This is a genomic window from Polaribacter sp. NJDZ03 (assembly GCF_019263805.1).
GTDB lineage: Bacteria > Bacteroidota > Bacteroidia > Flavobacteriales > Flavobacteriaceae > Polaribacter.
Map to the genome: position 1 here is coordinate 612,195 of NZ_CP079195.1, position 25,157 is coordinate 637,351.

The 25,157-nt window shown below is 30.5% G+C and carries 23 protein-coding genes; 6 read left to right on the plus strand and 17 right to left on the minus strand.

Annotated features, from left to right (window positions below):
* Nucleotides 1-386 precede the first annotated feature (386 nt).
* The 5 genes from KV700_RS02585 to KV700_RS02605 all read left to right on the plus strand — a co-directional run bounded on the left by KV700_RS02585 (nt 387) and on the right by KV700_RS02605 (nt 5,331).
* Complete coding sequence (locus tag KV700_RS02585) at nt 387-1,445, plus strand: M14 family zinc carboxypeptidase (protein WP_166387202.1); 1,059 nt, start codon at nt 387-389, stop codon at nt 1,443-1,445.
* Nucleotides 1,446-1,521: 76 nt separating this feature from the next.
* The gene (locus KV700_RS02590; protein WP_166387200.1) at nt 1,522-2,001 is read left to right on the plus strand and encodes an Lrp/AsnC family transcriptional regulator; all 480 of its coding nucleotides are present in this window, start codon (nt 1,522-1,524) and stop codon (nt 1,999-2,001) included.
* A 115-nt stretch (nt 2,002-2,116) separates the two neighbouring features.
* Nucleotides 2,117-4,108, plus strand: a complete 1,992-nt coding sequence (locus KV700_RS02595) for a thiamine pyrophosphate-dependent enzyme (protein ID WP_218599016.1) — start codon at nt 2,117-2,119, stop codon at nt 4,106-4,108.
* Between the two features lie 33 nt (nt 4,109-4,141).
* Nucleotides 4,142-5,146 (plus strand): NADP-dependent oxidoreductase, encoded by a 1,005-nt coding sequence (locus tag KV700_RS02600; protein WP_218599017.1) that lies wholly within the window; start codon nt 4,142-4,144, stop codon nt 5,144-5,146.
* A complete protein-coding gene (locus KV700_RS02605) occupies nt 5,146-5,331 on the plus strand; it encodes a CPXCG motif-containing cysteine-rich protein (RefSeq protein ID WP_218599018.1) in 186 nt (61 codons plus the stop codon). Before KV700_RS02600 ends, KV700_RS02605 begins: the two co-directional genes overlap by 1 nt.
* Nucleotides 5,332-5,609: 278 nt before the next feature.
* Here KV700_RS02605 and KV700_RS02610 read toward each other — a convergent pair whose 3' ends face one another.
* The 9 genes from KV700_RS02610 to KV700_RS02650 all read right to left on the minus strand — a co-directional run bounded on the left by KV700_RS02610 (nt 5,610) and on the right by KV700_RS02650 (nt 14,628).
* Complete coding sequence (locus tag KV700_RS02610; protein WP_218599019.1) at nt 5,610-6,314, minus strand: pseudouridine synthase; 705 nt, start codon at nt 6,312-6,314, stop codon at nt 5,610-5,612.
* Between the two features lie 6 nt (nt 6,315-6,320).
* Nucleotides 6,321-7,445 carry a TlpA disulfide reductase family protein gene (locus KV700_RS02615; protein ID WP_218599020.1) on the minus strand — a complete coding sequence of 375 codons (1,125 nt, stop codon included), beginning with the start codon at nt 7,443-7,445 and terminating at the stop codon, nt 6,321-6,323.
* 127 nt (nt 7,446-7,572) lie between these two features.
* Nucleotides 7,573-8,766 carry a multidrug effflux MFS transporter gene (locus KV700_RS02620; RefSeq protein ID WP_166387188.1) on the minus strand — a complete coding sequence of 398 codons (1,194 nt, stop codon included), beginning with the start codon at nt 8,764-8,766 and terminating at the stop codon, nt 7,573-7,575.
* Nucleotides 8,767-8,878: 112 nt separating this feature from the next.
* A complete protein-coding gene (locus KV700_RS02625) occupies nt 8,879-9,283 on the minus strand; it encodes a DUF805 domain-containing protein (RefSeq protein WP_166387186.1) in 405 nt (134 codons plus the stop codon).
* Between the two features lie 47 nt (nt 9,284-9,330).
* Entirely contained in the window at nt 9,331-10,665 is a 1,335-nt protein-coding gene (locus KV700_RS02630) for a DUF58 domain-containing protein (protein WP_254712956.1), read from the minus strand.
* Nucleotides 10,666-10,730: 65 nt separating this feature from the next.
* Nucleotides 10,731-11,735: a MoxR family ATPase gene (locus tag KV700_RS02635; RefSeq protein ID WP_166387182.1), complete on the minus strand. Its 1,005-nt coding sequence runs from the start codon at nt 11,733-11,735 to the stop codon at nt 10,731-10,733.
* Between the two features lie 3 nt (nt 11,736-11,738).
* Complete coding sequence (locus KV700_RS02640) at nt 11,739-12,905, minus strand: DUF4350 domain-containing protein (RefSeq protein ID WP_254712957.1); 1,167 nt, start codon at nt 12,903-12,905, stop codon at nt 11,739-11,741.
* A 41-nt stretch (nt 12,906-12,946) separates the two neighbouring features.
* Entirely contained in the window at nt 12,947-13,663 is a 717-nt protein-coding gene (locus tag KV700_RS02645; RefSeq protein WP_218599022.1) for a hypothetical protein, read from the minus strand.
* Nucleotides 13,663-14,628, minus strand: a complete 966-nt coding sequence (locus tag KV700_RS02650) for a stage II sporulation protein M (protein WP_166387176.1) — start codon at nt 14,626-14,628, stop codon at nt 13,663-13,665. The genes KV700_RS02645 and KV700_RS02650 overlap by 1 nt, the downstream gene beginning before the upstream one ends.
* Nucleotides 14,629-14,650: 22 nt before the next feature.
* Between KV700_RS02650 and KV700_RS02655 the strand changes: the two genes are divergently transcribed.
* Nucleotides 14,651-15,463 (plus strand): RDD family protein, encoded by an 813-nt coding sequence (locus KV700_RS02655; RefSeq protein WP_218599023.1) that lies wholly within the window; start codon nt 14,651-14,653, stop codon nt 15,461-15,463.
* A gap of 117 nt (nt 15,464-15,580) precedes the next feature.
* Here KV700_RS02655 and KV700_RS02660 read toward each other — a convergent pair whose 3' ends face one another.
* From KV700_RS02660 to KV700_RS02695, 8 genes are all read right to left on the minus strand, one after another.
* Nucleotides 15,581-18,454, minus strand: coding sequence for a type I restriction endonuclease subunit R (locus KV700_RS02660; protein ID WP_218599025.1), 2,874 nt, complete (start codon nt 18,452-18,454; stop codon nt 15,581-15,583).
* 655 nt (nt 18,455-19,109) lie between these two features.
* Nucleotides 19,110-19,388, minus strand: coding sequence for a GIY-YIG nuclease family protein (locus tag KV700_RS02665; RefSeq protein WP_218599804.1), 279 nt, complete (start codon nt 19,386-19,388; stop codon nt 19,110-19,112).
* 386 nt (nt 19,389-19,774) lie between these two features.
* On the minus strand, nt 19,775-21,076 hold the full coding sequence (locus KV700_RS02670; protein ID WP_218599027.1) for a restriction endonuclease subunit S: 1,302 nt from the start codon (nt 21,074-21,076) through the stop codon (nt 19,775-19,777).
* Between the two features lie 93 nt (nt 21,077-21,169).
* Nucleotides 21,170-22,744, minus strand: coding sequence for a type I restriction-modification system subunit M (locus tag KV700_RS02675; protein WP_218599029.1), 1,575 nt, complete (start codon nt 22,742-22,744; stop codon nt 21,170-21,172).
* Nucleotides 22,745-23,076: 332 nt separating this feature from the next.
* A complete protein-coding gene (locus KV700_RS02680; RefSeq protein WP_166387166.1) occupies nt 23,077-23,376 on the minus strand; it encodes a type II toxin-antitoxin system RelE/ParE family toxin in 300 nt (99 codons plus the stop codon).
* Nucleotides 23,363-23,620, minus strand: coding sequence for a type II toxin-antitoxin system ParD family antitoxin (locus KV700_RS02685; protein WP_166387164.1), 258 nt, complete (start codon nt 23,618-23,620; stop codon nt 23,363-23,365). Before KV700_RS02685 ends, KV700_RS02680 begins: the two co-directional genes overlap by 14 nt.
* A 272-nt stretch (nt 23,621-23,892) precedes the next feature.
* Nucleotides 23,893-24,093, minus strand: a complete 201-nt coding sequence (locus KV700_RS02690; protein ID WP_254712958.1) for a DEAD/DEAH box helicase family protein — start codon at nt 24,091-24,093, stop codon at nt 23,893-23,895.
* A gap of 152 nt (nt 24,094-24,245) precedes the next feature.
* Nucleotides 24,246-25,157, minus strand: coding sequence for a bifunctional UDP-sugar hydrolase/5'-nucleotidase (locus KV700_RS02695; RefSeq protein WP_218599031.1), 912 nt, complete (start codon nt 25,155-25,157; stop codon nt 24,246-24,248).

A 25,157-nucleotide genomic window follows, 5' to 3' on the forward strand; every position in this document is an offset into this window, starting at 1 on the left:
ATGTAAAGTAAAGGTTCATGTAAACTATATAAAGTTCTAAAATATAGTTATTTGAGTTTAAGTTATAAAAGATTACTATACAATTTTACTCAATACTATTTAGTATCGGCTTGATTACAGAATGCAATTTACAAAGGTAACATCCGTAACCGAAAGAAGTCTTTACATTTGTAACAATTGGTCAATTTACAATTGTAACTTGTAAACTATTAACAAATGTAAATGTGTAAATAGCAACCAATTATTCCATAAATTAAAATTAGAGAACGGTACTTCAATTAATTTTTATGGCTATTAATTTTTATAAATAATTATAGATATGATTAAATTTATATGATAGCTAGCTTTTAAAAATTCTTTATTTTTGAAAAAAAATATCAGCATACATGAATACTTTACCTATCGATTTTTTAGAAAATATTTATTCCGCAGAAAAAGAAAATGCGTTACAAGGAAAATGGATTACTTATAAAGACATCGAAAACTTGTTTTCTAAATACACTTCTAAATTTGAGGTTTCTAAAATTGGTACTTCAGAAGAAGACAGACCTATTCATCAATTAAAAATTGGTACGGGGTCTAAAAAAATATTATTATGGTCTCAAATGCACGGAAACGAAAGCACAGGTACAAGAGCATTATTTGATCTTTTTAACTGTATCTTAAATTCTACAGAGAGCACTTTTACAAAAATACTAGAAGAGTGTACGTTGGTTTTTATACCAATGTTAAACCCCGATGGCGCATTAGCATACACTAGAGTTAATGCCAATAATGTTGATTTAAACAGAGATGCCGTTAACAGAGAAGCAAAGGAAAGTAAGCTTTTACGCAGTATTTTAGAAGATTTTAATCCGCAGTTTTGCTTTAATCTACACGACCAAAGAACTATTTTTAGCGTAGAGGGAACTAAGAACCCAGCAACGATATCTTTTTTAGCTCCTTCGGAAGAAATTACAAGAGGTCTTACAAAGGGAAGAATAGCAACAATGGATGTAATTGTAAGTATGAATACGATGTTGCAAAACGTGATTCCTAATTTTGTCGGTAGATATACTGATGAATTTTACCCAACAGCAACGGGAGATAATTTTCAAAAATTAGGTTACAATACTATTTTAATTGAATCAGGCCATTATCCAGATGATTATAATAGAGAGGAAGCTAGAAAATATACCTTCTTTTCGATACTACAAGGATTGCATCACATTGCAAACTCAACTACGTTTATTAATTACGAGGATTATTTTAACATTCCGAATAATGATAAAATTTTCTACGATGTTATTCATAGATATTCAGACTCAAAAAAGGATGTTGCCTATCAATATGAAGACAAAATAATAGAGGGTAAGTTTGTTTCAAAATTAAACAAAGTAGATGAAAATCGTTTAAATTCTAAAATTGGACACTCCGAAATCGTTTTCGGAGGCGAAAAAGTTTAAGTATTTATTAGTTTTATGTTAGTTTAATTAAATTAAATTCATAAATTTGCGTAGTAATTTGAATAATACGTAAAAAATGAAAAAATTTATATTAGACGAAATTGATCATCAAATTTTAGATGTGTTAATTGAAAACGCAAGAACTCCTTTTACGGATATTGCAAAACAATTATTAGTATCGGCAGGTACAATTCACGTACGTGTAAAAAAGATGGAAGACGAAGGTATTATTCAAGGCTCTACACTTACATTAAACTATGAGAAAATGGGCTATTCTTTTATAGCACACGTAGGTGTGTATTTAGAGAAAACATCTATGACTCAGAATGTTATTTCAGATCTAAGAAATATACCTAACGTTACTGTAGCCTATGTAACTGCTGGAAAATACAATATTTTTTGCAAGGTTAGAGCAAAAGGTACTAATGATGCAAAAGACATTATTTACAGAATAGATGACATTCCTGGAGTAAATAGAACAGAAACAATGATTGCTTTAGAAGAAAGCATCAATGATAAAAAGAGAATGATGCATGAGATTTTTCAACAATTGTAAGCTTCTTTTTTAAACACTATTTAAAAAACCTTATCTGTAAAAAGATAAGGTTTTTTTTATGGATTCTATCTCTTTATCTGTATGTTTGTTAGCATAAGTATAAAATCTATATATTATGTCTTCAAAAATTGATTTTATTAAACCTCCTTCCATTCATAACGAAACGTTATTAAGTCTCTATAAAAGCATGTTAAAACCTCGATTAATTGAGGAAAAAATGCTAATACTCTTAAGGCAAGGAAAAATATCTAAATGGTTTTCTGGAATTGGTCAAGAAGCAATTTCTGTTGGCATTACCGCTGCCTTAGAAAAAGAGGAATATATTTTACCAATGCACAGAAATTTAGGTGTATTTACTACTAGAGAAATTCCTTTATATAAATTATTTTCTCAATGGCAGGGAAAAATGAATGGATTTACAAAAGGTAGAGACAGAAGCTTTCATTTTGGTACACAAGCCTACAACATTATAGGCATGATCTCTCATTTAGGCCCACAATTAGGCGTTGCAGACGGAATTGCACTCGCTAACTTGTTAAAGAAAAACAATAAGGTATGTGCTGTTTTTTCTGGTGATGGCGCTACTAGTGAAGGTGATTTTCATGAAGCCCTAAATGTAGCCGCTGTTTGGAGTTTACCTGTGCTATTTTGTATTGAAAACAATGGCTATGGCTTATCTACACCTTCTTTAGAGCAATTTAAATGCGTACATATTGCAGATAAAGGTATCGGTTACGGAATGGAAAGCCACATTATTGATGGTAATAATATTTTAGAGGTATACACTAAAGTTAGTGAATTTGCAGAAAGTGTTCGAAAAAATTCAAGACCAATTTTATTAGAATTTAAAACGTTTAGAATGCGTGGGCACGAAGAGGCGAGTGGTACTAAATATGTTCCGCAAGCAGACTTAGATTTTTGGGCAGCTAAAGATCCAGTAGAAAACTATCAAGAATTTCTTAAAAATGAAGGTATTTTATCCGATGAATTTGAGGTTTCTCTTAAAAAAGAAATAGTTCACGAAATAAATGAACATTTACAAATAGCTTTTGATGAAGAAAAAATAACTCCTAATTTAGAAACTGAATTAAATGATGTGTATCAGAATTATGTACCAGACAAAATTCTACCTTCAATAGAAAAGAAAAAAATACGATTTGTAGATGCCGTTTCTGAAGGCTTAGAACAATCTATGATAAAACACCCCGACTTAGTAGTTATGGGACAAGATGTTGCCGAATATGGTGGTGTTTTTAAAATAACAGATGGTTTTGTTGCTAAATTTGGAAAAGAACGGGTTAGAAATACACCTATTTGTGAATCTGCAATTGTTTCTGCTGCATACGGTTTGTCTGTAAACGGAATAAAATCTGTCGTAGAAATGCAATTTGCAGATTTTGCTTCTTCTGGCTTTAATCCAATTGTAAATTTATTGGCAAAATCTTATTATAGATGGCAGCAAAAAGCTGATGTAGTAATTAGAATGCCTTGTGGTGCAGACATTGGAGCAGGTCCTTTTCATAGTCAAACCAATGAGGCTTGGTTTACTAAAACGCCTGGGTTAAAAGTTGTGTACCCTGCATTTCCGCAAGATGCAAAAGGGTTGTTAATTGCAGCTATTAACGATCCCAATCCAGTGCTTTTCTTTGAGCACAAAGCGTTGTATAGATCTGTTTACCAAGATGTTTCAGAGAATTATTTTACCACAGAAATAGGTAAAGCTGCACTTTTAAAAGAAGGTAAACAACTTACAATTATCAGTTATGGAGCAGCAATACATTGGGTTTTAGATGTTTTAGAAAAGAATAAAAATATCTGTGCAGATGTTATAGATCTAAGAAGCCTACAGCCTTTAGATGTAGAAACTATATATAGATCTGTTAAAAAAACGGGTAAAGCCATTATAGTACAAGAAGATTCTTTGTTTAGTGGAATTTCAAGTGATATTTCTGCTTTAATCAATGAAAATTGTTTTGAACACTTAGATGCCCCCGTAAAGAGAGTCGCTAGTTTAGAAACTCCAATTCCGTTTGATAAAAACTTAGAAAATCAATATTTAGGGAAAAATAGATTAGAAAAAATGCTTTTAAATTTGATAGATTATTAAAAATTGCTATTTTTAGATCTTAAACACTTACTAATGAACAACAAACAAATCACCTTAAAAAACCGTCCACTAGGAGCACCAGATAAAAATACTTGGCAATTTAAAGAAACCCCAATTCCTGCTTTAGAAGATGGAGAAATTTTAATTCAACAACATTATATTTCTTTAGATCCGGCAATGCGTGGTTGGATGAATGACACCAAATCATATATTCCGCCAGTAGCATTAGATAGTGTAATGAGAGCTGGTTCTATTGGTAAAGTGATTCAGAATAATAACAATCCTAATTTTCAAATTGGTGATTGTGTTTCTGGATGGGGAGGCGTACAACAATATATTGTTTCAGACGGAGAAGGCTGTTTTAAAGTAGATGAAAAAGTGGCTTCAATGCCAACTTTTTTAGGCATTTTAGGAATGCCAGGAATGACTGCTTATTTTGGTGTTTTAGAGGTAGCCAAAATAAAAGAAGGCGATATTGTATTGGTTTCTGGTGCAGCAGGAGCTGTTGGTAGTATTGTTGGCCAGATTGCAAAAATTAAAGGCTGTACCGTGATTGGTATTGCGGGCGGAAAAGAAAAATGCGATTATATTGTAAATGAGTTAGGTTTTGATGCTGCCATCGATTATAAATCAGAAAATATTTATACTGCACTAAAACAAAAATGCCCAAAAGGAATTGATGTTTATTTTGATAATGTAGGCGGAAAAATTTTAGATGCTGCTTTAAGTAAATTACGAATGAGAGCAACCGTAGTAATTTGCGGTGCAATTTCTCAATACAATAACAAAAAGAAAGTAGCCGGACCAAGTAATTACCTGTCTTTATTAGTTACTCGTTCTACAATGAAAGGCATGGTAGTAACAGATTATTCTAAAGATTTTGGCAAAGCGGCAAAACAAATGGCAGTTTGGTTACAAGAAGGTAAATTAAAGTCTCGCGAAGATATCTATGAAGGAATTGAAAATTTTCATGAAACCTACAACAGATTATTTTCTGGTGAGAAAAAAGGTAAATTAGTGCTAAAAGTAATAGAATAGTGGAAGTAGAACATTTTTTTCAATGCCCTTATTGTTGGGAAGAAATCTCAATGATTTTAGACCAAAGCATATATAAACAAACCTACATAGAAGATTGCGAGGTTTGTTGCAACCCCATAGAAATTACGCCAATTTTTGAGGAAGGTGAGTTGGTTAGTTTTAATGCACAGTCTATAGAGCAATAATATTACACAGAGATGCGCAGAGTTTATCACTGAGACTCGCAAAGATTTTTTTGATATTTTCTCTGTGAATCTCTGCGAAATAATTTTTTCAATCAGAGCTAGAATTATTTTCTAATATTTTATAATTTTTCAGAAATACACAGTTTGTAAAAATGAACTGTAGATTATAGTTTTCACAGCAATAAAAAAGTAAAATACTTTTTTAAGTAAATTATTTTAAAATTAAACTCCGTGAACCTCTGTGTTTTTACTCCGAGAATCGCCACGAAACAACTTTTTTACCCAACAGGATTTACCCAAGAAAAAGCTTTAAATAAACCATTCCAATCATCGGGAAAAGAAGCTTTTAGAATAAGATATTCTTCTGTAAACGGATGTTTAAATTCTAGTTTCCCTGCATGTAAAAACATGTTTTTCCAACCAAAATTTTCTTCAAACATTACATCGTGATTCTTGTCTCCATATTTTGTATCACCAATTAAAGGGTGACTTATTTTATTTGAGTGCACACGCAATTGATGCATTCGTCCTGTTTTTGGAGACAATTCGACTAAGCTATAACGAGAAGAATCGTACGGTTTTACAGGAATATCTAAAGTTACTTGCGCTAACGTTTTTAAATGAGTTAATGCCTCTTTGTGCACATTAGAATCTCTTCCTTTTACAGGAGAATCTATAATTTTAGATTCTGGAGAAAAACCACGAACAACCCCATAATAAGTTTTCTGAATTTGATCTGCCGTAAACAAATCTTGAAACTTAGAGACATGATACGTTTCCTTTGCAAGTAGAATAATACCAGATGTTTTTCGATCCAATCGATGAATTGGGTAAAATTTACCACCTATTTGTTCATCTAATAGCTGTAAAAGAGATTTTTCATCAGCAACATTTCTAGAATGATGTGCATGGTGTACAAGTACATTATTGGGTTTCGCAACACAAATAATATACTCATCCTGATAAATTATAGGGATTTCCATAAATAATTATAATAATTTTTGAAGTTGATACTCTAGTTCTGTTACTGAAATTTTTTCTTTAATAATGCCGCCGTTTCCATCAATCAACACCATATAAGGTATTGCTTTAACACCATACATAGAAGAAATTCTACCAAAATCATCAAAGATATGATGCCAACTTAGCATCTTATCTTGTTCAATTCCTTTTTTCCAAGCCTCTCTTGTTTTATCCTCAGAAACAGTAAGAATTGTAAAGCCTTTGTTTTTATACCTATCGTAAAGTTGCTTAACTCTAGGCGTTACTACTCTACAAGGTCCACACCAGCTTGCCCAAAAATCGATTAGCACTATTTTTTTCCCTTTAATTATCGATTTTAAGGAAATTAACTCTCTATTTATTCCATCTCCAGAAAACATAATTGCAGGTTTTCTATATATTTTTTTAGCATTCGCTTCAACTACTATTGCCTTTTTTGCCAATGCATCATCAGTAATTTTTTGTAACTTTTTAATCTCTTTAGTTAAAACACTTTTTAACACTGTCGCTTTAGCAACCGCTGTATTACTTAATAAATCCTTAAGTTCCTTTAAATTAAAGTACTGTGTTGTTGAAAAAAGGGTAGCAGATAATAGATTGTCTGCATTTGAAATGATGTACTCTGTAGTTAATTCTTTTTGATCAATCTCAATTTTATTTACAGCGTTCTGTAAGCTATCCAATTGTATTTCACCAGACATAAATGCATCTAAAACATCTAATTTCTTTGTGTTTAAATTACTCTGTAAATTATTAAAAGCAAGTTGTTTTGTGTTTAAATCTCCGCCAGAAACAAATGTATTGTCATCACCTAAAACAACTGTATACTTCGTGTTTTCTAGAATGATTGTATGTTTTTTTCTTTGATTTCTTAATTGTAATTGATGTAACGTTGGTAAAGCTACAAAACCTTTAAAATGAAATGTGTTATTGATAACTTTAGAAGAATCTATTTTTTTGTTTTGCTCATTAATTAAATAAACCAAAGCACTATTGTTTGTGTTTGGTAAAGCACCGTAAATAGTGTATCCTTTATAAACTTTTTCTTTCTTATCTGTTAAATTACAAGAAGTTAGCAATATAAAAATACAACAGAAAAGTAATTTAGACATACAATATATTTATCATTCATTTAAAATTAGCAACCGTGCAAAATACTATTATTCCGACAACTTTAAATGCTCTTTTTAACCTTTTATATTAAATAAAGTAACAAGATGTATTATTGAACGTTTAGCATTAAGTTTTCCTTAATTTAAGAAGTAGCATTAAAAGTAAAGAAATAACTCCACAAACAAAAAAGCCAATAAATAGAGGTAGTGCAGTATCGGTTATGTAGCTACCAATAAAAGTAGCAATTGGTACTGCCATAATAGTAGAAACAAACCCATTAATTGCGGCTCCAACACCTGCAATATGTCCTATTGGTTCCATTGCTAAAGCTCTAGTGTTACCAAACAAAAACCCAATTGAAAAGAATTGTAATCCGAAGAAAATTAATAAAATATAAATATTAGGATTAGACTCTCCATAGAAAAATAAGATATAAATAAATGAAACTACAGTAAACATTACCGTAAAAAAGGAAACTAATTTAAACATTCCCATTTTAACAACGAGCTTTCCGTTTAAAAAAGTTGCCATTCCAATACTAATTGCCAAACTAGCAAATATAAAAGGAAATTCTTCTTCTAAATTGTATTGTTCTACAAAAATGTGCTGGCTAGCACTTAAATACACCATAAAAGACCCCGTAATAAAACCAGAAAATATAGTAAAAATTACAGCATATTTATACTTTAGAAACTCTTTTACACCTTCTATAAATAGGGCTAATTTAAATTCCTTTCTTTTCTCTATATCTAAAGTTTCTGGTTGCCTTTTCCAAACCCAAAGCATTATAAAAACTCCTATAATTAATTGACTATAAAAAATAGATTTCCAGCCATAAGCGTCTAATAATAACTTACCTAAAGCAGGAGAAATAACAGGTACTAAAAGAAATATCACCGTAATAAAAGACATTACTCTTGCCATATAATTACCGTTAAAACGATCTCTAACCATAGCAATACTTATAGTTCTTGGCGCAGACAAACCAATTCCTTGTAAAAACCGACCAACAATCATCATTTCTAAATTGGTTGCAAAAAGGCAAATAAAACTAGCGAATACAAAAACGCTAAAACCAACATAGATAATAGGTTTTCGACCAAAACTATCGGATAATGGCCCTGAAATAAGTTGTCCAAAACCAATCCCTAAAAAGATCATGGTAATAAATAATTGATTGTTTTTTGGGTCTATAATATGTATGCTTTTACCAATATCTGCTACTGCAGGCAACAATGCATCTATTGCAAAAGCAACCAACGACATTAAAGATGCCATTACAATTATAAATTCTGATTCTGATTTTTGTCTAATTTTCACGAGGCAAAAGTAGTTTTATTTAGGGGTTAAAGATGGTTAAATTTAAAAAAAATAAACAAAAAAAAGGTTGCTAAATAAGCAACCTTCTATAGTATTTTAATATTTAAAAGAGTTATTCTCTCCCAATTTCATTTATAGCAGAATTGTTTCCAATTCCTTTTGGGTTTTCTCCCCATTTATTAGCACCACTTTCTGAGTCTGTACAGAATAAAACTAAAAGCCAAATCGATCCAACTAAAGGAATAAGGACAATAAAAATGAACCATCCACTTTTTCCAACATCATGTAACCTTCTAGCTACAAGTGCTAAACTCGGTACTAAAATAGCTAAAGTATAAATATAGCTTAAACCTCCTAATAATGGAGACTCTAAAGCGATACCGATCCCTGCAAACACAATACTTATTACAATAGAAATTATTGCATTAAATAATGTAAACATCCAATATTCTTCTCTTCTTGCTCTTCCATTAAAATCTGCGTAATGTTCTTTTAAAACTTTTAAATACCAATTCATTTTTTATAAGTGTTTCGTTAGTTTGATAAGCGGCAAATATATATTATTTAAAATAATCCTCTAGACTTTAACTCTAAATACTTGTTAATGGTATCTCCTGTTAAGTTCTCTGGCTTTGTTAAAACAGCCTGAATTCCATATTTCTTCAATTCTTTTACAATACTCTTCTTTTCATACATAAATTTTTCTGCAATAATACTGTCGTAAATCCCTAAAACATCTTCACTTTTTGTTGTGGTTAAGGCTTCTAAAGCCGTGTTTTCAAAAAAGACAACCAACACCAAATGGCTTTTAGCCAACGCTCTTAAATAGGGTAGTTGCCTATTTAAACCGTCCATAGTTTCAAAATTTGTATAAAGAATTAGTAAACTTCTTTGTGTAATTTTTCTTTTAACAACGGCATATAAAGTGCTAAAATCCGATTCTGAGAAATCTGTTTTAATATTGTGTAAGGCTTCCGAAATTAAACTCATTTGAGAGTTTCTTTTTTCTGCAACCACCCAATCTTCCAACTTTGTTGAAAACGACAACATACCTGCTTTGTCTTGCTTTCTTAAAATAACATTACTAATAGCCAATGTAGAATTGATGGCATAATCTAACAAACTTAAATTGTTAAAATGCATTTGCATAGCGCGTCCTTTATCAATAATAGAGTATACAGGTTGCGATTTTTCTTCTACATATTGATTGATCATTAACTGATTTCTCTTTGCAGTTGCTTTCCAGTTTAAAGACCGAATATCATCACCCGAAACATATTCTTTAATTTGCTCAAATTCTAAAGAATGCCCAATTCTTCTTACTTTTTTTGTTCCGTAAGAAACAGCATCATTGTTAAAAGCTCTAAAATCGAATTCTCTTAACTTTAAAAAGGATGGATAACATTTTAGCTCTTTTTCTTCTCCTAAAACATGTTTTTTAGTGGCTAATTGCAACGGAGAACTGGCGTACACATTAATATTTCCAAATAAATAAACACCTCTTTCAGTTGGAATTAAATCGTAATGAATTGTTTTTTCTTCTTTTTTTGATAAAATAATATTGAAGATAAAATCTCTCTTTTGAAATTGAAACGGAATTTCTTCTATAATAGAAAGATGTGCTTTAAACTTGTATGAACTTTGTAATTGCATCGATATTTTATTTACATCTCCATTAGACAATCGTTCTGGTAAACACCTATTTACCGCAATTGCATTCTGGGTATTGTACAAAATAAAAATATCTATCAACACCAAAACAACTAACATAAAAAGCAACACTTTAGAAACTTCAAAAAAGAAAGGAATAAAAAAACCAACCACAAAAAGAGCTGCAATGCTTCCTAAAATATAGAAAAATCGATTGTTTAAAAATAATGTGTTGTAAAAGTGTTTCAATGTTGTTTGCTTTTAGCTTGTTAGCTTTTAGCTCTTAGCAAAATGCTAAAGGCTAAAGCATGTTTTTACCTCGGAATTTCTACTGCCTCAATAATTTGCTCAATAATTTGTTTACTCGTTAAACCTTCCATTTCTCTTTCTGGCGTTACAATTACCCTATGTTGCAATACGGGTATTGTTGCTCTTTTAATATCTTCTGGTGTAACAAAATCACGTCCTTCAATAGCTGCAAATGCTTTTGAAGCTCCTAAAATAGCAATACTTGCTCTTGGTGAAGCTCCTAAATATAAAAAGGAATTTGTTCTTGTATTTACTACAATATTGGCAATGTATTTTAATAGATTTTCTTCAATTTTAATCTGATTGACTAAATTTCTAAACTGAACTATTTTAGCTCCAGAAATAACCGTTTCAATTTTACTCGCTTTTGTCGTATTTTCTAATGCTTGTTCTTTTAAAAGAATTTGTAATTCTTCATCTGCATTTGGGTAATCTACATTAATCTTGAATAAAAAACGATCTAATTGTGCTTCTGGTAAACGATACGTTCCTTCTTGCTCTATAGGGTTTTGCGTTGCTAAAACTACAAAAGGCTCTTGCAATTTAAACGTTTGTCCGTCTATAGTAATTTGTTTTTCTTCCATGACTTCAAACAAAGCAGCTTGTGTTTTTGCAGGCGCTCTATTTATTTCATCGATTAAAATCATACTCGAAAAAATAGGGCCTTTTTTAAACTCAAAATCAGATGTTTTTGCATTAAAAACAGAAGTTCCTAAAATATCTGAAGGCATTAAATCTGGTGTAAACTGAATTCGACTAAAGCCAACATCAATCGTTTTTGCTAGTAATTTAGCGGTAATGGTTTTGGCAACTCCAGGTACACCTTCTATTAAAACATGACCATCTGCAAGCAATGCAACGATTAATAAATCCATCATGTCTTTTTGACCTACAATTACTTTTTGTAGCTCTTTTTTTATCTTAAAAACACACTCTTGTAATTCAGATAAATCTATTCTATTTTCAAAAGAAATTCCTTGTTGTACTTCTTCGCTATTTGGTGTTTCCATATCTTATTTATTTAAGAAATTTTCTATTATTTTATGTAATACAATCAGCTCTCCTTCAAAGCATTCTGTCTTATTATTTAAAGTGATAATTGTATTGATTAAATATTTTGTTTTCTGTAAATCATTACCAGATTTAGCCGCTAATTTCTCTATAAAATCAGCATTTAAATTGGTGGTGTCTAAAAGGTATTTAGAGCGAACCTTTTCTAAAAAGTAAGCTATTTTTTTATCAACCAAATTGGTATGATCGTCTTCTTTTAAATACAAATTGGCAATGGTTTGTGTAAATTCTACTGTCGAATTTTTTAAGGGTTCTATAATAGGAATTGCTCGTTGTTTTCTTCGTGCATTAAAAAGCATAAACAATAATAACCCAATTAAGGAAACAAATAAAAACCACGTTAACGTTGGATGCTCTAAAAAGAATTTAAACACATTATGATCATCTTCTTTTTTATCTTCATATTTACTAGATTTTATCTGCGGATCCCAAATAATGGCTGCATTTGGCAAATACGAAAATACATTGGCCGCATATTCTTCTTTACCGTTTAACAAATAATAATTGGTAAAGGCGATAGGTTGGGTGTGTAGATAAAAAGCCCCTTTGCCATGATGTATTTTAATAAAATTAGGAACTTTTTCTCCATCTACAGCAAAGGTTCCTAAGATACTAGTGGTATTTTTATTGTATTGTAGAAAGTAATTTCTTCTAATATTTCTATCAAAAGAAAAAGACGTTTTAGAAAAAGCATTGTTATTTAACTCAAAAGTTCCGTCTAACTTTTTTAAATCTTTTACCTCATAAACGTCTTTATCTAAATTATTGGTGGTAAATTTTAAGGAAGATTTTAAACTGTCTTTAAAACTATTAAAGGCTAAAAACACATTATTTCCCTTAGAAACAAAGTCTAAAAGTTTTGCAACTCCTGTATTAGTCAATTTATAACCACCGTCTTTTATAGCAATATAATTGTGCGTTTTGGTGCTATCAAAAGCAGTATTGAGTTCTAAATAATCATAAATATTTTCCTTTAACAAGGTTACTTTTTGATTTTTAAACAACGTTTCAGCTTCATTATAAACAATATAATTACCAAACGGACTTTTCTCTTTCTCTTTAAAGTTTTCTGTCCAATCTGTTTTATTACAGCTTATTATAATGAACAAGAGCAGGAGTGGAGTATATTTTTTTAGTTGTTGAAATATCATTATTTTAAAGATTTTTTAAAAGATTGATACTTGCTTTCTGCCAATTTAAAATTGATTTCATCTATCGGAAAATCTCCATACCAAACATAAGAATATACGTACGATAAATACGAAAAATCAGTTCTTGTAGTGGTGTTTTCAATCTCGAAAAGGTATTCTGAATTGGTTTTATCTTTATGATAATCAATTAAATTTTTATCAGACAATATTTTTAAAACCGATAAATAATAATACCGAATTGCCAATCTGTATTCTTTTTCATTGATGGCTTTTTGTAGAAATCCGTCGATATCAGTTTCATGAATATCTTCATCTTCATAAATTAACTTTTTGGATACTTTCTTTTTAGACTTTTTAAAATTCCAAAAATTAGTTTCTGTACCTAACAAGGTTTTTAAAATAATAATTAGAATAATTCCTCCTAATAAATAAGGAAAAATAGTACTGATAAAAAACAAAAAGGCTGCAATAATTGCAGATTCTCCTTTAGAGAGTTCTTCAGACACCGGCTCTTCAATTTCTTCTTCTGTATATTGAAACTCTTTGTCGTTATATTTTTCTTTTATATTTTCTGTAAACGTTCTTTTTTCTGCATAATCAATAGATTTCTCATAATGAACAGTGTCTTTTTCTAAGAAAAGAAGACTGTCATTTTTAACCTGTCCAAAAGCAATGGAAGTAAAAAATAAGACGAAAAGAAATACCTTTTTCTGCATTAACGTAAATGATGTTTATTAGCTACCTTAAAAGGTAAAATTAAATAGTAATAACTAATTGAAGCTAAACTAACACCAATAATTGAAAAACATAAAATTGTAGGCATAACATTAGAATATCTGGTAATGTAACCTTCTAAAAAAGCGGCTACTAAGGTAAACGGAATGGTGCTTATAAAAATATAAAATGCTGCTTTCATGCCTATTTTAAAAGATTCGAAACGTTTGTATGCTCCTGGAAACAAAATACTAGCACCAATAATATAACCCGCTGCAGCTTCTATAATCATACCAAAAATCTCGTAAGTTCCATGAATCCAAATTCCTTTTAAACTGTCAAATAAACTATTATTTTGATAAAAAAAGGCTTGAAAAACCGCTACCATAATGGCATTATAGACAACATAAAAGCCGGTTCCGATGCCTAAAAACAAACCAGATAAAAACATGTTTAAACCTACACGTTGGTTATTATCGTAAATACCAATAAAAGTTCCCCAATTGCTGCCACCTTTATAAATTGCCATGGCATCGCCACTTTCTATGTTTTCTAGCGTTTGATCTATATAATTGTTGCCTAAAATCTGTCTTGCAAATGAATTATCATTTAATGTTGATAATAAACCGATGAAAAAACAAACAAAAAAGATAATAAAAGACAAATAAATATATTTTCTGTATTGGTAGGCGAGTAGTGGTACTTTGTCAAAAAAGAAGTATAATAAAACATTTTTATTGCGTCTTTTTGAGTGATAAACCTTGTCGAAGCTAGACTTAGCCAACTTATTTAAATACTGAGTAACTTTACTTTTTGGGTAATAGGTTTGCGCATATACCAAATCATTCATGATTTTTATATGCAGGTTTGCAATATCATCTGGACTTTTTTTCTCTTTATTTGAAAAACCTTGTTCAAATTCGAGCCATTTTTCTTTATTTTGCTTTATAAAAGCGACCTCTCTCATACAGAGCGAATTTAACCATTGCATGAAAAGACTCCAAATAAAAACGGCACAAAATGTAAACATCAATTTTACCCTTGCAAATGTTGGCCAACGGCTATTTGCTTTTGGAATAGATAATGTTATAAAGTTTGCATATTTCTATTTTGCCATTAAATTTTTAGATTTTAGTATGTTTCAAAACGTACTGGATGGAGATTCGTGGTCTTTACGCGCCATAGATGTATTTATTCTGCTGCCTGTTACATTTTATTCTTTGTATTCGGAATTACTGCTAGACGGACAAACCATTGGTAAAAAATTAGTGCATTTAAAGGTTATTAATATTGATGGTTTTAAGCCTTCTACAACAGATTTTATTATCCGTTGGTTTTTAAGAATGGTAGATTTTAACCTTTTTACATTGCTATTTGTTTATGTAGCTTCATTAGGCTTAGATGGAGAAATAGCTTTTTTGATATTACTTTTTTTCTTAGGAAAAATGATTGGTTTCTTTTTAATTTTATTTACTAAAAATTACCAACGTTTTGGAGATATTATTGCCAATACAGTTGTTATTTATTTAAAAGATGATGTAAAATTTTCTGAAACTATTTTAGAAAATATTTCAAATACATATGTACCCACGTATCCAAATGTTATTAAACTGTCTGATAACGATGTGCGTATTATTAAAAACACATTTAATTCCGCAAAAAAATATAATGATTTTAAAACTCTAATTAAACTTAGATCTAAAGTTTTAGAAGTAACCGGAATTAAATCGATCCATAAAACAGATATTGAGTTTATAGATGTTGTTTTAAAGGATTATAATTTTTATACTCAGAGTATGTAATATTATTAATTAGTCTTTGGAAAAGAGGATGACTTGTTGTTTCTAAAAAACCTATTTAACATAATATAAATTATAATACAGTTTATGCAAATATAGTATATTATAACTAATACGCAATTATGCAGTCATTCCATCAATAAAGATGTTTATGTATTTTTTCATCTTTATGATGATTCTTTCACCAATTTCACGAGCCTTTAAAATACTTGGTCTATTGTCTAAGCATTTAAAAATGTCTTGTCTAATTGGTTCTTGTCCGTTATAAATATAGCTTTCAATTAAAGAGTTGAATTGCTGTTGGTCTAAATTTTCCTCTTCACAGATTCTAGATAAAGCTAATACTTTTTCTTGATGCCAATATTTTTCAAATTCATCTTGAATTTTATCTACATTATCTATATGTGGTAAATTTTCCTCTATAAACTTTTCTATTAGTTCTTTTTTACTTCTTAATTTAACATCACCACCTAATAAGTCTATAATTGCTTTTTTCTGTTTTTGAGCTTCTGTTTTATCTTTTACTTTTATTTTAGATAATAACTGTAAAATGTAAACGATATTTATTTCGTCTCTATGAATTAACTCTAACTCAAAATCTACATCATTCAAAATTGATGTTTTATGAGTTCTTCTTTGTTCATCTACAAAATCTTTAATATCTAAATATTCGCTTTTATAGTTTTCAAATGTTTGCTCATCAATTCCTAAATTTTCCCAGTCGAAATCTACATATGACTCTAAAACGTTTTTTGCTCTTAAAAGCCTTCTAAATGCTTGTACAAATTGAAATTGCTGCTCCTCTCCTATTAAATTATCGACACTTTGGTGTGTTGGTGTAATTGTTAATAAAGCCTTTAAAGTTTCATCAAATTTTAAAGCAATATCTTCATAAGGTGGCACAATTATAGTTTCATTGGCTTCTTTATTAGAAAACAACGTAATTGCTTCATCTGTAGCCTTTTTTAGGTTTCTAAAGCATACAATGTTACCTTGTGACTTCTTTTCTCCTAATATTCTATTCGTTCTAGAGAAGGCTTGTATTAAACCATGTTGTTTTAAATTTTTGTCTACATAAAGGGTGTTTACTTTTTTAGCATCAAAGCCAGTAAGCATCATATTTACAACAATAACAATGTCTAAGCGGTCTTTTGCATCATTAAAATTTATCTTTTCTCGTTCTTTTAAACGTTTACTAATGTCTTTAAAATAATCTTCAAATAATTTGCTGTCTTTTGTAGAAAAAGCTGTGTTATACATTTGGTTATAATCTACAATGTATTCGTCTAATTTTTCCCTAGAATGGCTAGATTTATAACTTAATTCACTTTCTGCAGCAACATCAAATTCAACGTCTGGTAAATTATCTTGTGCATCTTCATTAGCTTCATTTGCTCCATAAGAAAAAATAGTTGCTATTCTTAAATTGTGCTCACCAGCTAATTTCTTGGCTTTAAAAATATCGTAATATTTAATTAAACTTTTAATATTACTTACTGCAAACAATGCAGAAAAATGTTTGTTATCTGTTTTTGTACTGTGATATCTAATAATATAATCAGCAACTTTTTCTAAGCGTTTTTCATCTTTAAAAACTTCTGTTTTATCAATATCTTCTACATCAATATCTAGTAATGTGTTGCTTTTCTTCTTATAACGACCAATATATTCTATTCCAAATTTTAAAACATTACCATCTCCAATGGCATCTGTAATTACATATTTGTGCAAACAGTTACCAAATAAGTCTTTGGTGGTTCTTTTTCCTAAATCGTTTTTAGAGGCATTATCCGCAAAAATTGGTGTTCCAGTAAAACCAAATAATTGTGAATTTGTAAAATAGTCGGTAATTAGTTTGTGCGTTTCTCCAAATTGACTTCTATGGCATTCATCAAAAATAATGACTACTCGTTTATTTTTTAACGTTTCTAATTTCTTCTTATACTGTTCTTTAGAAATAGCATTGTTTAATTTCTGAATAGTTGTTAATACTAATTTAGAATCACTTGCTAGTTGTTTTACTAAGCTATTGGTGTTTTTTGTAACGTCTACACTATCTTTTTTAAAAGAGTTAAATTCTTTCATGGTTTGATAGTCTAAATCTTTTCTGTCTACTACAAAAAGTACTTTATCTACTGTAGGCAAATCCATAATAATCTGACTTGCTTTAAAAGAGGTTAATGTTTTACCAGAACCCGTTGTATGCCATATATAAGCGTTATCAGTATTGTTTTCTACTTGTGTAACTAGTTTTTCTACTGCATAAAATTGATACGGTCTTAACACCATTAAAATTTTATGTGTTTGGTTTCTTACAATATACTTTGCAATCATTAACCCTAAATGCTTTGTGTTTAAAAAAGCAGTTGTAAAATGGGTTAAATCTTTAATGTTCTTATTATCTACATCAGACCAGAAAAAAGTTTGTTTTACAGATTGCAACTCATTATTAGCAAGATATTTTGTGTTTACTCCATTACTAATTATAAATAATTGTACATACTGAAATAAGCCATGATTAGACCAAAAAGAGTGCTTTTGATACCTATTGATTTGATTAAAAGCTTCTTTTATTTCTAAACCACGCCTTTTTAATTCTATTTGTATTAATGGTAAACCATTTACCAACAAAGTAACATCATATCTATTTTTATAGGTGCCTTCTTGGGTAATTTGGTTGGTTACTTGATATAAGTTTTTAGAAGTATCTTCATTATTAAAAAAACGAATATAGGTAGCTTCACCTCTGTCGTTTTCAAATTGAAAACGACCTCTTAAAGTCTTTGCTTTTTCAAAAATAGTTCCTTTTTCTAAATGGTTTAAAACCTTGTCAAACTCTTTATCTGAAAACGTACAATTATTAAATTTCTCTAACTGATTTTTAAGATTTGAAACTAAGTTAACTTCATTTAAAACAGTTACTTTATCGTACCCTAAATCAACTAATTGTTTAATTAGGTTGTTTTCTAATTGTAATTCAGATTGTTTGCTCATATTCTTTTTCTTTTATTTTCAATCCGTCATTGCTTTCCCTTTTTCGTCATTGCGAGGCACGAAGCAATCTGTTTATTGAACTCTCTACTCTATGTCTTCTCCCCTTTACATTTTCACTCTTGCGTGGGTTTGCTTCATACTTCGCAATGACACTCGAACTCTTCTCCTCTTTGTGTCCTCACTCTTACGTGGGTTTGCTTCACTATCGTTCGCAATGACGGATTCGAGTGGCATTGCCTTCAAACTTGCCATTTCGAGGCCATTGTTGCGAGGTACAGCCTGTTGCGAGGGTACGAAGCAAAAGCAATCTAGCCGAAGCAATCTGTTTATTGAACTCTCTACTCTTAGTGTTCTTACTGTTACGTTCTCACTCTTGCGTGGGTTTGCTTCACTATCGTTCGCAATGACGGATTCGAGTGTTATTGCGAGGCCATTGTTGCGAGGTACGAAGCAAAAGCAATCTGTTTATTGAACTCTCTAATCTTTGTGTTCTCCTTTTTATGTTCTTACTCTTATGTGAGTTTGCTTCACTATCGTTCGCAATGACGGATTCGAGTGTCATTGCGAGGAACGAAGCAATCTGTTTAATTTGTGTTCCAATCATGAGATTGCCACGTCGTTCCTCCTCGCAATGACATAATTATTCGCAATGACGTTACATTAACTCCACCCAATTAGGATTCTCGCTTTCTATCAACGCAATTTTTTTCGCTCTATTTCCTGCTTTTAATTGTTTTTCTCTTGCAATGGCATCGCCTATCATTTGAAAGGATTCAAAGTACACCAATTTATCTAAATTATAACGCGCAGTAAACGATTTTTTATCAACTTTACTTCTGTGTTGTTTTATGCGTTGTTCTAAATTAGCTGTTACACCAACGTATAATGTGGTGTTATTTTTATTAGTTAATATGTATACAAATCCTGGTTTCATAATAGGTTCCGTCATTGCCTTACTCTTCGTCATTGCGAGGCCTTTTTCGGCCGCGGCAATCTGTTAATTGTTACGCTCTACTCTCTGTCTTCTCCTCTTTACGTTCTCACTCTTACGTGAGATTGCTTCATACTTCGCAATGACACTCGAACTCTTCTCCTCTTTGTGTCCTCACTCTTGCGTGGGTTTGCTTCACTATCGTTCGCAATGACGGATTCGAGTGTCATTACCTTCAAACTCGTCATTGCAAGACCATTGTTGCGAGGTACAGCCTGTTGCGAGGGTACGAAGCAAAAGTAATCTAGCCGTTGCAACCTGTTAGTTTCAATAGACAGATTGCTTCAATCGTTCCTCTCTCGCAATGACTTATAACTCATAATGACACTTTACACAAACATCTGTTGCAACAACCCTTTTTTAAACGTTTGTGTTTTTGCTATTTGTGTTTGTACGTTTTCTATTTTTGTATCAATAGCACTTAAATAGGTGGCTATTTTTTGTTGTTCTTTTAGGGATGGAAATTTAAACTTGAAGTTTGAAAAATCCGTTTTATTTATTTGTGGTACTGCTTGAACCCCTGCAAGTAATTTTATTCTATCACCATTAAAACTTAAAATAGAAAAAATAAAATCATTACTATTTGTTTCTAAAGCTTCTAATACATTCAACTGTTGATTTGTTAAACACTCTTCTGATGCTTGAGCAACTTTTCCAATTGTAGAACCAATACATACAAATAGAACACTATTCTTTTTTACTTTTCTTCCTTTATTAAAACCTAATTCTGTTAAAGTCGTTTTTGTATTAAAAACATATCTATTTCCTTGAATATCTGCAGGAGATACAAATAATTTTTTTCCACCATAATATTCTTGATTAGAAGTTGATGGTGTACTTCCTGTTATAACTTTTGCAACCTCCCCCAACTTCTTCTCTTCCCAATCTGCAAAATCACTTCCATCATCAGCTTTAAAACGCAATTGCTGACTAAAAATTTGTTGCATTACGCCTTTTTTGTACTGCTCTAAAAGGGTTTTCTTTTTTGTTAATTGTTGTATTTTATCATCTACAGATGTTATAAAGGCGGCTATTTTTTGTTGTTCTTGTAGGTTTGGGAAAGAAACTTTAGTTTTTCGAAGTTCTTTTCCTGAAATTCCTTGAACAGTTGTTCCAATAGACTTTTTTATTATAAGTTTTTGATAAATTGGAGCTAACATATAATGCAATAAAAATATATTGTCTATGTTTTCTTTTCCTCTTAATTTTATTACTCTTTGCGCTAATGCTATTTTAGGATTATCAACTAAAGCAATATTACCTAAAGGAGCTTCCGTTGTAAACAAAATATCTCCTTTTTGTGGTAATCCTTTGCTCATTACTAAATTATAATTTTCACTAGGCACAAATTCTTTTGATTTTTCATAATCAATAAAACCTTTTTTAATATTTTTTGCAGTAACCAAAAATATACCAGAATTTGATTTTATTGGTGCTCTACCTCTATAATCGACATAAGATGTAATATTGTTCATTTTATCAAATTCCCAATCACCAGCAAACTCTTTAAAACGAAGTTTAGGAGTTAAAGAAACAGATTGCTTCGTACCTCGCAATGACAGATTAGATGCGTCATTGCGAGGCTTTTTTGCCGTGGCAATCTCTTTATTATTTATATGTTGGTTACTCATTTTGTTTCGTTAGTTTAATTGACAGATTGCCGCGCTCCACTGCGTTACGCTCGCAATGACGATTGGTTTGAATGCGTTTCGTTCGCAATGACGTTAGAACGGTGTTTCAATATTTAACTCTTTACAGAAATCTGCTATAATTGCATCAGTTTTAGCAATGTCAGTTTCTAAACTTTTTAAATCTTTAGCGACATCTTGTAAAATTATAGCTTCTTCTTCTTCAAACGTGTCCACATAACGAGGTATGTTTAAATTATAGTCGTTTTCTTTAACTTCATTTAAAGTAGCAACATAACTGTATTTATCTTTGGTTTCTCTATTTCTGTAGGTGTTTATAATTTCTTGTAAATGTGCATCTGTAAGTACATTTTGCGTTTTTACTTTATCAAAATGATTGCTTGCATCAATAAATAAAATATTTTGTTCGCTGAGCGGAGTCGAAGCGCGGTTCTTTTTTAATACTAAAATACACGTTGGTATGCTTGTACCAAAAAAGATATTAGACGGCAAACCAATAACGGCATCTAATTGGTTTTTATCTTCAATTAAATATTTTCTAATATGTCCTTCTGCAGCACCTCTAAACAAAACACCATGTGGTAAAACGCACGCCATGGTTCCGTTTTCATCTAATTGATGAATCATGTGTTGTACAAAGGCAAAATCTGCTTTACTTTTAGGCGCCATCTTTCCGTAAGGCGAAAAACGGTCATCACTAATAATACTATCTGGATTCCAATTTGCAGAAAATGGCGGATTTGCTACAATAGCTTCAAAACGTTCTTCTATATGCTTTGGGCTTGGGTTTACGAGTGTATCATCATTATAAATATCAAATTTTTTATAATGTACATCATGCATAATCATATTCATTCTGCACAAGTTGTACGTAGTTGGGTTGCTTTCTTGTCCGTAAAAACTACCCACTTCTTTTACTTCTTTGGCAACTCTTAATAATAAAGAACCAGAGCCACACGTTGGGTCGTACACAGACTTTAAACGCTCTTTATCTGTAGTAACAATTTTTGCTAATATTTTAGATACTTGTTGCGGAGTGTAAAATTCGCCTGCCTTTTTTCCTGCTCCAGATGCAAACTGCCCAATTAAATACTCATAAGCATCGCCTAACAAATCGTTTTCATTGTTTTCTAAATCGAAATCAATTCCTTCTAAATGTGTTAATACTTTTACAATAAGTTCGTTTTTTGCTTCTTCCGTTTTCCCTAATTTACTACTTGTTAAATCTAAATCTTCAAACAGATTTCCAAAATCGTCCTCAGATTCACTTCCCATAGTACTCTGTTCTATATTGGTGAGTACTTTTTGTAAATCTTCTAAAATAAATTTATGTACACCGCCCGAGTTTCCTCTTTTGGCTAATTCACTAAATAATTCAGTAGGTTTTAAATAATAACCTAAAGCATCTAAGGCATCTAATTTAATTTCTTGTAATAAGATTTCTTCTGCTTCGTGCCCTATAACTTCATGATATTCTAAACCGTCTGGTTTTAAAATAACATTGGCGTGTAAAGACATTTTTTTACTTAAATATTTATAAAAGATAAAGCCTAATATATAATCTCTAAAATCATCTGCATCCATATTACCTCTTAAATCGTTGGCAATATTCCATAATGTTTGATGCAATTGTACTTGGTTTTCTGACATTTATGTGTGTAGTTTTCTATGAAATGAATTTCATAAATAGGTGCAATTTTTTTTTGTTTAAAATTACATTTTTTGATGGAATTGGCAAATGAATTTAAAAGAGATTTTTGGGATGGAAAACAAAAGAGATACGCTTCTTCAATTTTAATTAAAGTAAGGAATTGAATTTACGAATATTATAAATAAAATGGCATGAGTAAAGCAAAGTAACCCAGTAATAAAAAGACAGGAAAGGCGACACGCAGAATAGTATGAAACATATTATTTCATAATATGACATGGCGCCTGTCCCGTTGAAGAACAGGATAAAATTGTTATAAGTTATAACAATATTAATCTAAAGACAAATTAAACTCATAATCCATTCGCTGACTCAAAACACGGATTATTAAAATACCGTCTGTTGTGATTAGATAGAATATAGTATGTGATTTATACCTAAATCTTTTTAATTCTCTAATATATTCTGATGCATCTCGACCCAAATCAATATTTTTAGAAAGGACTTTAAAAGTTTCGTGCATTGATAAGAAATAATTTTGAGCTTGTGAAAGGCCAAACTTTGATATGCCGAATTCATACATTACAGTCAAATCGAATTCCGCTTTGATAGAAAGTTTATAGTCTGCCATCTTGTTTCATTCTGGCTTCAACTTCTTTCATAATTTCAGGTAACGATTTAGAACTAACACCGCTATCTAAACCTTGTTGAAGTTTAATTTTTAATGAAATAAAATCACTGTTTTGAGCTTGATCTTGTCGTACTAAATTTCTTAAATACTCGCTGTCATTGGTGAATTCTCCAGCTTCAATTTGAGCTTTTATCCATTGGTCTTGTTGTTCTGTAAAAGTAACTGTCTTCCTAATTGTTGCCATAACCATAATATTAAATAATCATACTATTGGTGCAATATAGTGATTTGTACTTTATGATCTAAAATATCACAGAAGATTCTGAACATTCTATAAACATGAGTTTTATTATTCTACAACACGTATTTATTTAAATTCCGTAGAATCTCGTATTTGGTATTATGTAGGAATATTTTTTAAATACGCGATTCTCAGGAACCGTATTATTAGTCAGAAACCACATTGTTAGTTCGAGTGATCTAAATCTTTTCTGTCTACTACAAAAAGTACTTTGTCTACTTGGGCAAATCCATAATAATTTGACTTGCTTTAAAAGAGGTTAATGTTTTACATGAACCCATTGTATGCCATATATAAGCGTTTTCTGTATTGTTTTGTACTTGTTTAACTAGTTTTTCTACTGCATAAAATTGGTAAGGTCTTAACACCATTAAAATTTTATGTGTTTGGTTTCTTACAATATACTTTGCAATCATTAACCCTAAATGCTTTGTATTTAAAAAAGCAGTTGTAAAATGGGTTAAATCTCTAATGTTCTTATTATTTACATCAGACCAGAAAAAGTTTGCTTTTTCTGACTATTTATCAATGCATCAAATACGTAATAACAAACAAAACTAAAATTAAACTAAACTAAGATTGTAGTTCCTTTTGATGTTTTATTATTTTGTTCATCAAAATAAAAATCTATTCTTCCTAGATTAATACCATAAGCGCCAACTTGATTTACAAGTGTGTTTTTTCCATCAATATTTTTTACGATAGTTGGTTTTGGTAAAAATGTATGTGTATGACCTCCAATAATTAAGTCTATATTTTTAGTGATTTTTGCTAAACTTAAATCAGATATTTTATTTGGATCTCTTCTATAATTATACCCCAAATGCGATAAACAGATTACTAAATCGCATTTTTCTACGTTTTTTAATTGATTTGTAATGTCTTGAGTAATTTCAACAGGATTTAAGTAACCCGTTTCTTTGTACATTTTTTTACTAACCAAACCTTCTAACTCAATACCCAAGCCAAAAATGCCAATTTTAATACCATCTTTAACTATAATTTTATATGGTTTTACGTGCGTATCTAAAACCGTGTTTTTAAAATCGTAATTTGCGGAAACAAAATCGAATTTAGCATTTGGTAATTGCTTGTATAAACCTTCTATTGAGTTATCAAAATCATGATTTCCTATAGTTGCAACATCGTATTTTAGCATGCTCATTAACTTAAACTCAAGCTCGCCACCAAAGTAATTAAAATAAGGAGTTCCTTGAAAAATATCACCAGCATCTAATAATAACGTATTATTATTTTCTCTTCGTATTTGCTCAATTAAAGTGGCTCTTCTTGCAACACCACCTTTATTTGCATTTCTGCTATGGTTTGGTTTAAAGGGTTCTATTTGACTATGTGTATCATTTGTATGTAAAATTGTGATATGACGTTTTTGTTTTTCTGCAAAAGAAGCCAACGAAAAACCACCAACTACTAATGCAGAGGCTCCACCAAATTGTTTTATAAAATTTCTTCTTTTCAT

Excerpts from the sequence above, each read along its gene's own strand:
- KV700_RS02585 (WP_166387202.1), top strand. The coding sequence starts at position 387 with ATGAATACTTTACCTATCGATTTTTTAGAAAATATTTATTCCGCAGAA.
- KV700_RS02590 (WP_166387200.1), top strand. The coding sequence starts at position 1,522 with ATGAAAAAATTTATATTAGACGAAATTGATCATCAAATTTTAGATGTG.
- KV700_RS02595 (WP_218599016.1), top strand. The coding sequence starts at position 2,117 with ATGTCTTCAAAAATTGATTTTATTAAACCTCCTTCCATTCATAACGAA.
- KV700_RS02600 (WP_218599017.1), top strand. The coding sequence starts at position 4,142 with ATGAACAACAAACAAATCACCTTAAAAAACCGTCCACTAGGAGCACCA.
- KV700_RS02610 (WP_218599019.1), bottom strand. The coding sequence starts at position 6,314 with ATGGAAATCCCTATAATTTATCAGGATGAGTATATTATTTGTGTTGCG.
- KV700_RS02615 (WP_218599020.1), bottom strand. The coding sequence starts at position 7,445 with ATGTCTAAATTACTTTTCTGTTGTATTTTTATATTGCTAACTTCTTGT.
- KV700_RS02625 (WP_166387186.1), bottom strand. The coding sequence starts at position 9,283 with ATGAATTGGTATTTAAAAGTTTTAAAAGAACATTACGCAGATTTTAAT.
- KV700_RS02635 (WP_166387182.1), bottom strand. The coding sequence starts at position 11,735 with ATGGAAACACCAAATAGCGAAGAAGTACAACAAGGAATTTCTTTTGAA.
- KV700_RS02645 (WP_218599022.1), bottom strand. The coding sequence starts at position 13,663 with ATGCAGAAAAAGGTATTTCTTTTCGTCTTATTTTTTACTTCCATTGCT.
- KV700_RS02650 (WP_166387176.1), bottom strand. The coding sequence starts at position 14,628 with ATGAGAGAGGTCGCTTTTATAAAGCAAAATAAAGAAAAATGGCTCGAA.
- KV700_RS02655 (WP_218599023.1), top strand. The coding sequence starts at position 14,651 with ATGAAAAGACTCCAAATAAAAACGGCACAAAATGTAAACATCAATTTT.
- KV700_RS02660 (WP_218599025.1), bottom strand. The coding sequence starts at position 18,454 with ATGAGCAAACAATCTGAATTACAATTAGAAAACAACCTAATTAAACAA.
- KV700_RS02665 (WP_218599804.1), bottom strand. The coding sequence starts at position 19,388 with ATGAAACCAGGATTTGTATACATATTAACTAATAAAAATAACACCACA.
- KV700_RS02670 (WP_218599027.1), bottom strand. The coding sequence starts at position 21,076 with ATGAGTAACCAACATATAAATAATAAAGAGATTGCCACGGCAAAAAAG.
- KV700_RS02675 (WP_218599029.1), bottom strand. The coding sequence starts at position 22,744 with ATGTCAGAAAACCAAGTACAATTGCATCAAACATTATGGAATATTGCC.
- KV700_RS02680 (WP_166387166.1), bottom strand. The coding sequence starts at position 23,376 with ATGGCAGACTATAAACTTTCTATCAAAGCGGAATTCGATTTGACTGTA.
- KV700_RS02685 (WP_166387164.1), bottom strand. The coding sequence starts at position 23,620 with ATGGCAACAATTAGGAAGACAGTTACTTTTACAGAACAACAAGACCAA.
- KV700_RS02690 (WP_254712958.1), bottom strand. The coding sequence starts at position 24,093 with ATGATTGCAAAGTATATTGTAAGAAACCAAACACATAAAATTTTAATG.
- KV700_RS02695 (WP_218599031.1), bottom strand. The coding sequence starts at position 25,157 with ATGAAAAGAAGAAATTTTATAAAACAATTTGGTGGAGCCTCTGCATTA.